Genomic DNA, 12,965 nt, shown 5'->3' on the forward strand with positions numbered 1-12,965 from the left:
GGGACTCGTCGGCGGGCACTGACCGGCAGGCGGGGGACTCGTCGGCGGGCACTGACCGGCAGGCCGGACTCCGGGCGTTCCCCGCCGGCGCCCGGCTTCGGCTCGGTGCCGCGGCCGCCGGGTCAGCCGACGCAGAGGACCAGCAGGCAGAGCCGGTCCGGCGAGGTGGGGTCGGTCGTGGGGTCGCTGGGCGACGAGGGGGACGAGGGCGAGGACGGGGACGACGGGGAGGTGCCGGACTGGCCCGAGCCACCGGTCCCCTTGCCGCCGCCGGAGCCGCCGGAGCCGTTCGACCCGCCCTTGCTGCCGTTGCCCGCCGCCGACGGGGGTGCCGTCGCCGTGTCCGAGCCGCCCGAGCCGGACGAAGCCCTGCCGGAACCCGCGGCCGAGCCCGCGCCCCCGCCGGACGTGGAGGCCGGCGGAGTGGCCGGCTGTGCGGCGACCGGCGTGCGTGAGGTGGCCGCGTCCGCGGTGCGGGTGTCGGACGGCGTGCTGGGCGCGGCGGACGGGGTACCGGCCGTGGAACGCCGCTTGCCGCCGCCGTCGGACGGCGACTTGGACGCGCGGTCGGTCTCGGCCGGGGGCGTGGGCATCGCGTCGCGTCCGAAGGGGGCGGTGGGCCCCTCGTCGCCGCCCATGCCGGAGTGCTCGGGCGCCGTCGCGGCCTGGGCGCGGTCGCCCGTGCCCCGCTCCATGGAGGCGACGGTCAGCCCGCCGCCGACCAGCGCCACGGCCGTGGCGACCACGGCACGCCGCTGCGCCTTCTTCCACCGGGCCCGCTGCCGCCGCCGCGCGGCCCGCCCGGTGGGCGTGGACATCGCGGCACCGGTGTCAGGGGACAGGGCCTCCTCCGACTGCGTGGACTGCCCGGCCGACGCCGCCTTCGGGGCGGGCTCGAACGCGTTGAAGGAATCGAACGCGTCGGAGGACGTGGCCGAGAGGGCCGCCGACACCTTCGGCGCTATGTCGGGGGCGTAGGCACCGCAGCCCGGGCACACCAGGGCGCCGTTCAGATGCCTGCGGCAGGTGGTGCAGTAGTCCATCCGTGTCTTCCTGAGTCGGCGTGCCGACGCGGGCGCGAGTGGTCGCCGGCGGGACGCCACGGTAACGACAGCAATGAACCTTCGTGTGCAGTCCTTGTGCCGCTCCTGCGCACATTCCCGGAATCCTGAACACCCCTCATCTTTCGCGGGGGCACCGATCAGGCGGAAGGGCCTCACTTGTCCCGTTCGCCTGTGCGGCCCGGGTGTCCGTGCTTGTCCGCGCTTGTCCGTGCTCGTCGGTGCCTCTGTGCGGCAGTGCGCTGGTGCTGCGTCGGTGCTGCCGTGGGCCTACTCGTCGGAGTAGCCGATCGCCCCCACGCTCCAGGCGCTCACCTCGGCGATCGCCACCCGGTACATGCCGCCGGTGTCGGGGATGCCGTAGCTGCCCTGGAGGATGCGGGCGAGGTGGAAGTGCAGGTGGGTGGGGCGGGCGCCCGGTTCGCCCGACACGGAGAAGGCGGGGGCGAAACGGCGCAGCGAGGTCGAGTCGCCGAGCACCTCCGCGACGCGCTCTCTCCACATGGCCTCGGGTGCCAGCCGCCCGGTGATGACGGCCCCGGGGACCACCACGGTGAGCGACATCTGGCTGTCCTGCTCGGCCTCCACCATCGCGGCGATGTTCACGAGCAGACCATCAGGGTGCGACATGCTCAGAGAGTAGCCGACGTCACCCTGAACCACGGCGACGTCAACGCACCCCCCCGGCGCGCCTGACGCGGGCGGCGGTCCGGCACCGGACGCCTGCCGGCGTGCCGATGGGCTGCATGTCGGGGTCGCCCAGCGGCCCCGCAGCCGCCGTGCCGCACGGTTCGGTCCGGCGCTCCCGATTCCGCCGGCCACGGCCGTGCGGGCCACTCCGCGGCCGCGTCCCCGTACGGCGTGCTCCCCGACGCCGGGCGCTCATCGCTTCCGGCTCCCGGCCAGGGGGCCGGTCGGGCCCGGATCCACGCGTTCGTCGTGTTCGTCGCTCACGATGTCACTCCCGGTGATCGATGTCCGCCCTCCGGTGACATTCCGTCCCATTGCAGCACCGCACCGGGGGCCTCGCACGTTCGCCCGTGTCGACGCGGACGTAAGGGTTTCGTCATCGGTTGTGCGGCCCCTGGCGGTCGTCCCGCCCGTTGAATGGAGGAGGGAAGCGGGGAGCAGGACGAGGGACGCGCGAGGAGGCGGACGGCATGGGGCGGTTGCGCAGGGCGCTGGTCAGGCCGTGGGTGGTCGGGCTGCTGGCGGTGGCGGTCGCCGGGGTGGGGTTCGGGCTGTACTGGTTCCAGCCGTGGAAGCTGTGGCAGGACGAGACGGTGCAGGAGGCGCTGCCCGCGGCGAGCGCACCGGCCGCCGACGCGCCCGCCGCTCCGGACTCCGACGCCCCGGGTTCGTCCGCGCCGGCGTCCCCGGCAATCCTGGCGAGCGGTGAGCTGATCAGCCACGAGCACGCCACCTCCGGCACCGTGAAGCTGCTGCGGCTGGCCGACGGCGGTCACGTCGTACGGCTGGAGCGGCTCGACACCAGCAACGGCCCGGATCTGCGCGTCTGGCTGACCGACGCACCGGTGAAGGACGGCCGCGCCGGCTGGCACGTCTTCGACGACGGCCGGTACGTCAGCCTCGGCAAGCTCAAGGGCAACAAGGGCAGCCAGAACTACACCGTGCCCGAGGACGTCGACCCCGCCCGCTACCGCAGCGTCACCATCTGGTGCGACCGCTTCGACGTCTCCTTCGGCGCGGCGGAGCTGACCCGCACATGAGCAGCTTCCATACGTACGGGACCTGACACACAGTCACGGTTCCGCAGCCGCCGTCGCGGAGAGGCCGAGCAGCCGGGTCATCGTCTCCGCCGAACGTAAGGCCGCGTCGCCGCAGCAGTTGTTGAACAGCACGTGGAGTTGGTCCACTTGCTCGGCCAGGGCTTGCAACCGGGGCATCCAAGCGCGGAGTTCACTCTCGTCGTAGGCGTACCGGAACCGCTCCTCCTTGCTGCCCGTCCCCCAGGCGGCGCTGCGGCCGTGGAACCGCACCACGGACAGCCGGCTCGAGGTGACCGGGGTGACCGGCGGGATCGAGGACGGCAGCGTGCGGTTCATGTCGACGCCGACGGCGGCCATGCCGTACCGCGCCAGCAGCGCACGGGTCTCCTCGGCCCGCTGCTCCTGCCACCACTCCGGGTGCCGGAACTCGACCGCGACAGGCCGCCCTTGGGTGCGCCGGGCCGTTGCCGCCAGGAACTCCTCCGCCCGCGTACCCGGCCGGAACCACGGCGGGAACCGGAACAGCACGCTGCCCAGCCGCCCGGCACGCCGCAACGGATCGACACCCGCCGCGAAATGACCCCACACCGCGTCGAGCACACCGGGGTCCGAAGCATCGGGCGGCAGCCCGTCCGGCATCACCGCCCTCCGCGCCGGATGCCCGGTCAGCAGCGAGAACGCCTTCACGTCGAACACGAACCCGTCCGGCGTACGCTCCGCCCACAACCGGCTGTTCCGCTCGGCGGGCAGCGCGTAGTACGAGGCGTCCACCTCCACCACGGGGAAACGCCCCGCGTAATGCCGTAACCGCCCCTCGGCGTCCCGCCGCCCCGCCGGATACCACCCGCTCCTGACGAGCCCCGGATCGGCCCAGCCGCATGCCGACGACGATGTCACCCATGGGGGTGCGCCTACCCGCGCTCCCTTCCGTCAGGCGGACGACGGACATCCTGCAGGCGGACGGCCGGCGGACATCCGTCAGGCGGATGGACAACGGCCCCCCGCCCGTCAGGCACCCCCGGACCCCGGACCCCCGGACCCCCGGATCCCGGCCCCCCGGACTCCCGGCCCCCCGGACTCCCGGCCCCCGGACTCCCGGACTCCCGGACTCCCGGTCCCCCGGACTCCCGGTCCCCCGGACTCCCGGCCCCCCGGACTCCCGGACTCCCGGTCCCCCGGACTCCCGGACTCCCGGACCCCCGGACCCCCGGACTCCCGGCCCCCGGCCCGCCCGGACGGCTCCGGGCCGCCGGTCTACGATCGATGCATGGCACTGACCGTGCACGACGTGGACCGGTTCGAGGCGGCGAGGCCGAGGCTGGAAGCCATCGCCTACCGGCTGCTCGGCTCGGCGAGCGAGGCCGAGGACGCCGTGCAGGAGACGTTCCTGCGCTGGCAGGCCGCCGACATCGAGCGCATCGAGGTCCCCGAGGCCTGGCTGACCAAGGTGCTCACCAACCTGTGCCTCAACCAGCTCACCTCGGCCCGTGCCCGGCGGGAGACCTACGTCGGTCAGTGGCTGCCGGAGCCGGTGCTCGCCGGCGACCCGATGCTCGGTCCCGCCGACACCGCCGAACAGCGCGAGTCGGTGTCGTACGCGGTCCTGGTCCTGCTGGAGCGGCTGTCCCCGAAGGAGCGGGCGGTCTACGTCCTGCGGGAGGCCTTCGACTACCCGCACCGGGAGATCGCCGAGATCCTCGACATCTCCGAGGCCGCCAGCCAGCAGCTCCACCACCGCGCGAAGAAGCACGTCGCGGCCGGCAAGGCCCGCCGTGAGATCGACGAGTCGGCCGCCCGGCGGATCATCGACGAGTTCCTCGCGGCCGCCACCAGCGGCCGGACGGAGCCGCTGATCAAGCTGCTCACCGAGGACGCCGTCTCGGTCGGCGACGGCGGCGGCAAGGTCCCGGCCCGCGCCAAGGCCTACGAGGGCGCCCTCGCGGTGGCGAAGTTCCTGCGCGGCCTGTTCAAGCCGGCCCCGGCCAAGCGCAAGCTGCTCGGCGGCTCGGCCGACCTCTATGCCACCTATGCCAACGGCGAGCCCGCGGTCGTGGTGGTCGTCGACGACCGGGTGGTCGGCGTCATGTGCCTGGAGGTCACCGAGGAGGGCATCGCGGCGGTCCGCAACCAGGTCAACCCCGACAAGCTGGAGCGCGCCGCCCGCCAGTGGGCCGCGACCGACCACGGCGAACCCCTCGCCAGGGTCTTCTGAACGCCCGTCCCTGAACGGGACCCTGGACGAACGGGCCCTGGACGAACGGGACCCTGGCCGCATGTGACGCGCATCACAATCTCCTCCTGTCAGGAAACGCGGCGCTGCCCGGTTCAAGGGGCGAATCCCTCCGTGAACCGTCCAGAACCGCCCAGACAGGAGCGCCACCATGCAGACGCAGCACCGCATCATCGTCCTGGGAGCCGGATATGCCGGAGCCAGTGCCGCCGGGCGCCTCGCGAAGCGGCTGCACCCCGACGACGTGGACATCACGCTGGTCAACGCCGAGCCCGACTTCGTCGAGCGCGTCCGCAACCACCAGCTCGCCACCGGCCAGGACCTCAAGCCCCGCCCGCTGAGCGAGATGTTCGCCGGCACCGGTGTCGACTTCAGGCTCGCCCGGGTCACCGCGGTGGACGCCGACCGCAGGACGGTCACGATCAGCCGCGGCGAGGGCAACGACGAGAAGAGCACGGGGGATCGGGGCACGGAGGAGCTGCCCTACGACACCCTCGTCTACGCCCTCGGCAGCGCCGCCGACGACCACGGCGTCCCCGGTGTCTCCGAGCACGCCCACGAGATCGCCAGCCGCTCCGGCGCCCTCCGGCTGCGCAGCCGCCTGGCCGAGCTGGCGGCCGGATCCGCGGTCACCGTGGTCGGCGGCGGCCTCACCGGCCTGGAGGCGGCGACCGAGATCGCCGAGTCCCGCCCGGACCTCGGCGTCTCCCTCGTGACGCGGGGCGGCCTCGGCGACTGGCTCTCCGAGAAGGGCCGCGGCCACCTGCGGAAGGTCTTCGGCCGGCTCGGCATCACCGTGCACGAGCACGCCGCCGTCACCGCCGTCGAGGCCGACCGCGTCACCACCGCCGACGGCCGGACCGTACCCGCCGCGGTCACCGTGTGGACCGCGGGCTTCGCCGTCCACCCGATCGCCCGGGCGACCACGCTGGAGGTCACCGAACGCGGCCAGATCGTCGTCGACCGCACCATGCGCTCGGTGTCCCACCCCGAGGTCTACGCCGTCGGCGACGCGGCCCGCGCCATGGGCCCCGGTGGCAAGCCGCTGCGCATGTCATGCGCCACCGGTGTCCCCACCGCCTGGCAGGCCGCCGACGCCATCACGGCCCGCCTGACCGGCCGCAAGATCCCGACGATCCCGCTGCGCTACTTCAACCAGTGCATCTCGCTCGGCCGCAAGGAGGGCCTGATCCAGTTCGTCACCGCGGACGACCGTGCCACCGGCAACGCCCTGACGGGCCGCTTCGCCGCCCGCTACAAGGAGCTGATCTGCAAGGGCGCAGCCTGGGGCGTCGCCCACCCCGCCATGGGTTCCGTGGGGCGCCGCCGGCACATCATCCACACCGGCGCCCAGGACCCGGCCCTCCAGCCGGCGTCCTCCACCTCGCCGGCCACCTCGGAGTCGGCGGCCTGACGGTCCCGGGTCAGCCGCTCTGCAGCGAAACCGTATTCCTGAAACACACGTACACCGAGTCGTTAACATGTTCGAGCTCGCGATATCGGGAGCCGCAATCACCTGAAACCGGCCAAATCGGTGAAGAATTGACGCCTGACGAATCGCGCGACGATGCCCGGACCACGCGCAGCATCACGCCTTCCGCAGGGGGTCGACCCCGGCCGATACTCTGGGCCGTAGCGGGTGTGGTGACCACGGCTTTTCTGGTCGTGCTGGAGTTCACCGCACGTCGCTACGGCCTTCCCGGCCCTCTCACCCATCAGGCGCGAGAGGTGATTTGTGCCCCCAAATCGGGCGGTCTGCTCTACGCGAGCATGGCGCTGACGATGGTGGTGCTCACCCGGCGGCAACGGCTCATCGCGCTCGGCGCGGCCCTGAGCATCGACGCCGCCCTCTTCCTGCTCCGGTGGGCGACGGGCACCCTGCCCACCGACGGCCACCCCTTCGGCAACGGCGCCCTGTGGGTGGTCCTGGGCTGTGCGGTCATCGCCGTCACCCGGCGCACCGGCCGGGAACGCATCCTGCTGCTGAAGGGCGTAGGGCTGGGCCTGCTGCTGGTGGCCGGCCGCAAGACCGGCGACACCTGGCTCCTCATCACCTCGAAGACCCGCCCGACGGTGCTCGACCAGTACGTGGCCACGGCCGACCACGCACTGGGCGACCCGTCCTGGTGGGTGGGCCGCCTCGTCACGGCCACCGGCCCCGTCGGCTTCAATGCCCTCGAGTTCGTCTACGGCAATCTCGCCGTGGCCGCGGTCGTCTTCGCGCTGTACCAACTGCGCCACGTGGCGGCCGAGCGCCGCTTCCCGCGCCACCACCTGGTGCGCACCTTCCTGGTGATCGGGCTGATCGGGCCCGCCATCTACATGATCTTCCCGGTGGTCGGGCCGCTCTACGCCTACGGCACCGGCACCGAGCACTGGTCGGCGGTCAGCCTGTGGGCCCCGGAGATGCCGCCCACCAAGCCCTGGGCGCTCGCGGACCTGTGGCCGCACACCCTGCCGCCGGTCACCACTCCGTACCCCATGACGTTCGACGGGGTCACCCCGAGGAACTGCATGCCCAGCCTGCACACGGCGTGGGCGACCGCGATCTTCCTCCACTCCCGCAAGGGCCCTCGACTCCTGCGCCACGCAGGAACGGTGTGGCTCGTCGCCACCCTGTGCGCGACGCTGGGCTTCGGCTACCACTACGGCGCCGATCTCCTGGCGGGCGTGGTCTTCACCCTCACGATCGAGGCGGCGCTGCGCTCGTACGACCGGGGCTGGGATCGCTCCGGGACACGGCTGGTCGTCCACGGCACCGCGGTCTTCGCCGCGCTTCTGCTGGCGTACCGCTGGCTGCCCCTGGAGATGGCCCGGCACCCAGGGGTGGCCGGACCGCTGCTCCTGCTGGCGACGGCCTCGGTGATCCACGGATATCTCCGCACCACCGCGCGGTGGTCGCACCCGGTCACCTCGGCACAGCGCACCGAATCCCACCCGAGCGTCCCTGAACCCCGTAGCCCCCTGCCGCCGGCCGGCCACGACGCCGAGAGCGCCGGGGACGCCCGGGAAGCCGGAGACACCGGCGAGCGGGGCGCCCCTCGTCCTCTAGCCGGCTGACCCGCGCGGGAGGGCGCAGGCGGCTCAGCTCACCGGGTCGCCGCGCAACTCGTCGTCTGGTTGGCCCTCTGCTCGCCCCCGCCCCGATGCCCCTGACACGCCCCTACCCCCTCCCCGACCCGACCCTGAGACATCCCCGATGTCACCCCGATATGTGTCAGGAATCTTTGACAGGTCTCCGAGGGGGCTGTCAGCCTTTTCTGACAGGTACGACGGAAGGGGCCGCGATGCCCGAGGTCGCCGACGACAACGGCGTACCGCCGCCGGCACCGACGGGCGACGAGCTGCTGAAGGTGCTCTCCGCGCTCGGCAACCCGCACCGCATGCGGATCGTCGCGGCGCTGACGGAGGGCAGGAACTACGTCAGCGCCCTGGCCCGCCAGATCGGCATGGGCCGGCCGCTGCTGCACATGCACCTCCAGCGGCTGGAGGCCGCCGGACTGGTCGTCGGCACGCTGGAACTCGCGGAGGACGGCAAGGCGATGAAGTACTTCGAAGTCGCACCCTTCTTCTACGAGTTGTCACCGCACGTCATCGCCCGAGCGGCCGCGACGATCACCGAGACCGCTGACCGGACCGCGAAAGAGGAAGCGAAGTGAACGGAGAACTGGTGACACTCGCCGCCGGAGCGGACGAGTGGGGGGTCCTGGTCGGCGCCGTCGGTGCGGCCGGGTTCTTCACCCTGCTGATCGTGATCGTCTGGCAGGTCGCCGCCACCTGGCGGGCCCGGATGCTGGCCGCGCGCGAGGAGCAGTACAAGGAACTGGCCACCAAGTACGCCCAACTCCTCGAGGACACCGTGGAGTTGCAGCGCCGGGCCGTCGAGGAGCAGAGGCAGACCCTTCAGGAGCTGATGCAGACCCGGCGGGCCGTCGGCTCGATGGAGAAGATGATGCGCGAGATCGAATAACGGCCCCGCGTACTCCGGACCCGGTAACCCGCGTACTCCGTACCCGGTACCCCGCGTACCCCGCGCACCCGTCGGGCCACCGAACTTTTCTGGCTCTGCTGCGGGTGGACGGCCGGTGTACGGCCGGGAGCGCCCACTCCCGGCCGTACCGGAGAGCACACCCGAGGACACATCCATCCCGAACGCCACGGCAGGTCGTCACACCTCAAGCGCCGTGGTGCCGGTCCCGTGCGCCCTGCACCGGCCGCCTCGGCGGCCGGCAGCGGCGGCGCGCTTCCACGAAGGAGACTACTCATGCAAGCGCTGCTGAAACGCGCCGCCCGCACACCCGGCGCGCGGCGCGGCTGGGCCAACCCCCTGCTCGGCAGGATCGTCCTGGCGGCCTGGCTGATCGCGGCCGTCGCCCTCGGACCCCTCGCCGGAAAGCTCGGCGAGGTCGAGGACACCAGCGCCAACGCCTTCCTGCCGCGCGGCGCCGAGTCCGCGCAGGTCAACACCGAGCTGGAGAAGTTCCGCACCGACACGGTCATGCCCGCCGTGGTCGTCTACACCGGCGAGGGCGCCGAGCAGAAGGCCGCCGCCGACCGCAGCGCCTTCGCGCCGTACGTGGCGGACGGCGAGCAGGTCTCGCCGCCGATGCCGTCCGACGACGGCAAGGCCCTGATGACCGTGGTGCCGCTGGACACCGAGGACGAGATCACCGACACCATCGAGGAGCTGCGCGACATCGCCGGCGCCAACGCCCCGCCGGGCGTGGAGGCAGCCGTCGGCGGCCCGGCCGGCTCCCTCACCGACACCGTCGCCGTCTTCGACGGCCTCGACTCCACGCTGCTGATCGCCACCGCCGCCGTGGTGACCGTGCTGCTGCTGATCACCTACCGCAGCCCGTTCCTGTGGCTGCTGCCCCTGCTGTCGGTCGGCTTCGCCGCCGTCCTCACCCAGTCCGCCACCTACCTGCTCGCCCAGCACACCGGCCTGCCGGTCGACCCGCAGAGCGCCGGCGTGCTCATGGTGCTCGTCTTCGGCGTCGGCACCGACTACGCGCTGCTGCTCATCGCCCGCTACCGCGAGGAGCTGCACCGCCACGAGAACCGGCACGAGGCGATGCGGATCGCCGTGTCCCGCTCCGGCCCGGCGATCCTCGCCTCCGCCTCCACCATCGCCGTCGGCCTGGCCTGCCTGGCCTTCGCCGACATCAACTCCTCGCGCTCGCTGGGCCTGGTCGGCGCGATCGGCGTCGTCTGCGGCTACCTGGCGATGATCACCGCGCTCCCGGCGCTGCTCAGCATCACCGGCCGCTGGGTGTTCTGGCCCTTCGTGCCGCGCGCCGGCACCCCGGCCCGCAAGGAGCGCACCGTCTGGTCCCGCATCGCCACGGCCGTGGCCCGGCACCCCCGCTGGTCCTGGCTCTCGACCGTCGCCGTCACCGGCGTCCTGGCCCTGAGCACCGCGGGCATCTCCATGGGCCTCACCCAGGAGGAGCTGTTCCAGGACAAGCCCGAGTCGGTCGTCGCCCAGGAGCGCATCTCCGCCCACTACCCGTCCGGCGCCTCCGACCCCGCCCAGATCATCACCGCCACCGCCCGCGCCGGCGAGGTCCGCGAGGCGGCCACCGAGGTCGACGGCGTCGCCCGCGTCGAACAGCAGGCGGACCGCACCCCCGACGGCGAACTCACCATGCTCTCCGTCGTACTGAAGGACGCCCCCGACAGCCAGGCCGCCAAGGACACCATCGACGACCTGCGCGAGGCCGTGCACCGGGTGGACGGCGCGGACGCCCTCGTCGGCGGCACCACCGCCGAGAGCCTCGACACCCAGCGGGCCGCCGACCGCGACCTGACCACGGTCATCCCGATCGTGCTGCTGGTCGTCCTGGCCGTGCTGATCTGGCTGCTGCGCGCCCTGGTCGCCCCGCTCCTGCTGCTGGCCACGGTCGTCCTGTCCTACGTCGCCGCCCTCGGCGCCTCGAACCTGATCTTCGAGAACGTCCTGGACCACGGCGGCGTCGACTGGTCGATCCCCCTCATGGGCTTCGTCTTCCTGGTCGCCCTGGGCATCGACTACAACATCTTCCTCATGCACCGCGTGAAGGAGGAGACGGCCCGCCTCGGCCACACCCGCGGCGTCCTGGAGGGCCTGACCAGCACCGGCGGCGTCATCACCTCCGCCGGCATCGTCCTCGCCGCCACCTTCGCGGTCTTCGCGGGCCTGCCCCTGGTCACCATGGCCCAGATGGGCGTCCTCGTCGGCATCGGCGTCCTCCTGGACACGTTCCTCGTCCGCACGGTCCTGGTCCCGGCCCTCGCCCTGGACTTGGGCCGCCACTTCTGGTGGCCGGGCCCGCTGTCCCGCCCCCGGGCGGAGGCGCCCGAGCCGGAGCCCTCCCACCGCCCTGCGGAGGAGCACGAACCGGCCTGATGGCCCGTCAACCCCTATGCGTGCGGCCCTGCACCCTCATGAACAGTGCAGGGCCGCACGCTTTCAACTACGTCGACTGGCAAGCCCAGTAGATCAGGTACGAGAACCCGAGGATCACGTCGACGGCCACCCACAGTCCGACGAGAAGGCCCGCACCCGTGGTCGTGCCGATGAAACCGGCGTCCCTGCACAGCTCCAGCTCGTCACCTGTCATGCCCCGGCAGTCATCCGACGTGGCGCTGTTCGCCAATCCGGCAATGACCCAGAGCAGGAAAAGGACCTGAATGGCAAGGAGAACCACAGAAAGATCCGGCGACGCTTTCTCGGCGACGACCCAACGCCCCCCGCGGACAGCTGTCTCGCTGATAGCCACCCGCCGGGCGGCCCTTCGGCGGCGTCGGCCAGCCGCCCGGCGGGGGCGTGGCCCCTCCTTGAGAGTCTGGTGGCCTCCACGACTGCGATGGGTGAGCGCGGCGTCGATCATCCATGTCCGCCCTCCTCACTGCTCGCTTCATAGTGCGCTTGCCGCGCTGATTGCGCTCGTCGGTGCCATTCGAGGCCACCGGGATCACCGGGATCGGACGCATTCACCGATGCCGCTGGACGGCCGGCCATCCCTCGTTCAGTCGCCGGCCTTGGGCCCGTACCACTGCATGGCCTGGCCGGTCACCGCGGCGATGCACTCGAAGTCGCGGTCGCGGTGCAGCAGCGTGAGTCCCTGCAGTTCGGCCGTGGCGGCCACCACGAGGTCGACGGCACCGGCGCTGCGGTGCTGTCCGCGCTGGGTGAGCTTCTCCTGGACCTGCCAGGCACGGTCGTAAGCACGATCGTCGACGGGCACCCAGCCGAAGAGCACGCGCATGTCCTCGATGCCCCGAGCACGGTCGGCAGCGGAACGCGCGCTGTAGAAGAACTCCAGCTCGGTGATGGGACAGGTGGCGATGAGCCCGGCTGCTGCGGCCTGGTCCCACCCGTACTGCTCGGCGTCACCACGCAGCAGACGGGCGAGCGCACTGGTGTCGATCAGATACTGCGCGGCGTTCACCGGCGGTAATTCCGCTTGTCCTCGAGGAGGTCAAGATCGAAGGCGCCCTCCTCAGCCGATGCGCGCAGCCGAGTGAGCGCCAGGGCCCGCCTCCGGTTCTCCAGCACCTCGCGCAGCGCGGTGTTGACCGTCTCCTTCTTGGTGCTGGTGCCGAGGGCCTTGGCCACATCGGCCAGCAGCTGATCATCGAGGTCGATCACCGTACGGCTCATCGCGCACCTCCACAGATATCCTAGATGGCATTCATTATATATCGCTCGATATCAAACTCTCCCGGGTTGCCCCGCAGCTACTGAACTCCTGGCCGGATGGGGGCGGTTGATAGGCTTGCGGGATCGACAAGCGGCGGCCAGTGCGAGTCTCGCCGCAGGTCACGGGGCAGGACGGGGGACGAGGTGGCTCGGGGGGAACGGGAGAAGACCGAAGGGGCCGAGGCGTCGGGCGACCCGGACCTCACGACGTCGATCGACGACGCCGGAGTGGAAACAAACAAACCCCAGGTCGCTGACCT

General features: G+C 72.0%; 12 protein-coding genes and 1 pseudogene. 7 read left to right on the forward strand and 6 right to left on the reverse strand.

Annotation, left to right across the window (positions count from 1 at the left end; genetic code table 11):
* Positions 1-122: 122 nt before the first annotated feature.
* Together ABD207_RS31900 and ABD207_RS31905 are read right to left on the reverse strand one after the other, a co-directional pair.
* Positions 123-1,043, reverse strand: coding sequence for an SCO2400 family protein (locus ABD207_RS31900; RefSeq protein ID WP_344016804.1), 921 nt, complete (start codon positions 1,041-1,043; stop codon positions 123-125).
* Positions 1,044-1,331: 288 nt separating this feature from the next.
* Positions 1,332-1,691 (reverse strand): hypothetical protein, encoded by a 360-nt coding sequence (locus tag ABD207_RS31905; protein WP_344016805.1) that lies wholly within the window; start codon positions 1,689-1,691, stop codon positions 1,332-1,334.
* 530 nt (positions 1,692-2,221) lie between these two features.
* On the opposite strand from ABD207_RS31905, the gene ABD207_RS31910 reads away from it, so the two are divergent.
* The gene (locus ABD207_RS31910) at positions 2,222-2,791 is read left to right on the forward strand and encodes a DM13 domain-containing protein (RefSeq protein WP_344016806.1); all 570 of its coding nucleotides are present in this window, start codon (positions 2,222-2,224) and stop codon (positions 2,789-2,791) included.
* A 33-nt stretch (positions 2,792-2,824) separates the two neighbouring features.
* Here ABD207_RS31910 and ABD207_RS31915 read toward each other — a convergent pair.
* A pseudogene (locus tag ABD207_RS31915) lies at positions 2,825-3,692 on the reverse strand (DUF72 domain-containing protein).
* 366 nt (positions 3,693-4,058) lie between these two features.
* On the opposite strand from ABD207_RS31915, the gene ABD207_RS31920 reads away from it, so the two are divergent.
* From ABD207_RS31920 to ABD207_RS31945, 6 genes are all read left to right on the forward strand, one after another.
* Positions 4,059-5,003 (forward strand): RNA polymerase sigma-70 factor, encoded by a 945-nt coding sequence (locus ABD207_RS31920; RefSeq protein ID WP_344016807.1) that lies wholly within the window; start codon positions 4,059-4,061, stop codon positions 5,001-5,003.
* A 169-nt stretch (positions 5,004-5,172) separates the two neighbouring features.
* Positions 5,173-6,435 (forward strand): NAD(P)/FAD-dependent oxidoreductase, encoded by a 1,263-nt coding sequence (locus tag ABD207_RS31925; protein ID WP_344016808.1) that lies wholly within the window; start codon positions 5,173-5,175, stop codon positions 6,433-6,435.
* Between the two features lie 206 nt (positions 6,436-6,641).
* Positions 6,642-8,081: a phosphatase PAP2 family protein gene (locus ABD207_RS31930; protein ID WP_344016815.1), complete on the forward strand. Its 1,440-nt coding sequence runs from the start codon at positions 6,642-6,644 to the stop codon at positions 8,079-8,081.
* Positions 8,082-8,308: 227 nt separating this feature from the next.
* The gene (locus tag ABD207_RS31935; protein ID WP_344016809.1) at positions 8,309-8,680 is read left to right on the forward strand and encodes an ArsR/SmtB family transcription factor; all 372 of its coding nucleotides are present in this window, start codon (positions 8,309-8,311) and stop codon (positions 8,678-8,680) included.
* On the forward strand, positions 8,677-8,991 hold the full coding sequence (locus tag ABD207_RS31940; RefSeq protein WP_344016810.1) for a hypothetical protein: 315 nt from the start codon (positions 8,677-8,679) through the stop codon (positions 8,989-8,991). The genes ABD207_RS31935 and ABD207_RS31940 overlap by 4 nt, the downstream gene beginning before the upstream one ends.
* Positions 8,992-9,285: 294 nt before the next feature.
* Positions 9,286-11,409: an MMPL family transporter gene (locus ABD207_RS31945; protein ID WP_344016811.1), complete on the forward strand. Its 2,124-nt coding sequence runs from the start codon at positions 9,286-9,288 to the stop codon at positions 11,407-11,409.
* 67 nt (positions 11,410-11,476) lie between these two features.
* On the opposite strand, the gene ABD207_RS31950 is transcribed toward ABD207_RS31945, so the two are convergent.
* The 3 genes from ABD207_RS31950 to ABD207_RS31960 form a co-directional block, all read right to left on the reverse strand.
* Positions 11,477-11,623 (reverse strand): hypothetical protein, encoded by a 147-nt coding sequence (locus ABD207_RS31950; protein WP_344016812.1) that lies wholly within the window; start codon positions 11,621-11,623, stop codon positions 11,477-11,479.
* 408 nt (positions 11,624-12,031) lie between these two features.
* Entirely contained in the window at positions 12,032-12,454 is a 423-nt protein-coding gene (locus ABD207_RS31955) for a PIN domain nuclease (protein WP_344016813.1), read from the reverse strand.
* On the reverse strand, positions 12,451-12,666 hold the full coding sequence (locus ABD207_RS31960; RefSeq protein ID WP_344016814.1) for a type II toxin-antitoxin system VapB family antitoxin: 216 nt from the start codon (positions 12,664-12,666) through the stop codon (positions 12,451-12,453). Before ABD207_RS31960 ends, ABD207_RS31955 begins: the two co-directional genes overlap by 4 nt.
* Positions 12,667-12,965: the final 299 nt, after the last annotated feature.

It is taken from the genome of Streptomyces thermospinosisporus (genome assembly GCF_039526425.1).
Lineage (GTDB): Bacteria > Actinomycetota > Actinomycetes > Streptomycetales > Streptomycetaceae > Streptomyces > Streptomyces thermocarboxydovorans.

Bases quoted from the DNA above. Each gene is read 5' to 3' on its own strand.
- ABD207_RS31945 (WP_344016811.1), top strand. From the start codon at position 9,286: ATGCAAGCGCTGCTGAAACGCGCCGCCCGCACACCCGGCGCGCGGCGC.
- ABD207_RS31905 (WP_344016805.1), bottom strand. From the start codon at position 1,691: ATGTCGCACCCTGATGGTCTGCTCGTGAACATCGCCGCGATGGTGGAG.
- ABD207_RS31910 (WP_344016806.1), top strand. From the start codon at position 2,222: ATGGGGCGGTTGCGCAGGGCGCTGGTCAGGCCGTGGGTGGTCGGGCTG.
- ABD207_RS31920 (WP_344016807.1), top strand. From the start codon at position 4,059: ATGGCACTGACCGTGCACGACGTGGACCGGTTCGAGGCGGCGAGGCCG.
- ABD207_RS31935 (WP_344016809.1), top strand. From the start codon at position 8,309: ATGCCCGAGGTCGCCGACGACAACGGCGTACCGCCGCCGGCACCGACG.
- ABD207_RS31960 (WP_344016814.1), bottom strand. From the start codon at position 12,666: ATGAGCCGTACGGTGATCGACCTCGATGATCAGCTGCTGGCCGATGTG.
- ABD207_RS31950 (WP_344016812.1), bottom strand. From the start codon at position 11,623: ATGACAGGTGACGAGCTGGAGCTGTGCAGGGACGCCGGTTTCATCGGC.
- ABD207_RS31900 (WP_344016804.1), bottom strand. From the start codon at position 1,043: ATGGACTACTGCACCACCTGCCGCAGGCATCTGAACGGCGCCCTGGTG.
- ABD207_RS31925 (WP_344016808.1), top strand. From the start codon at position 5,173: ATGCAGACGCAGCACCGCATCATCGTCCTGGGAGCCGGATATGCCGGA.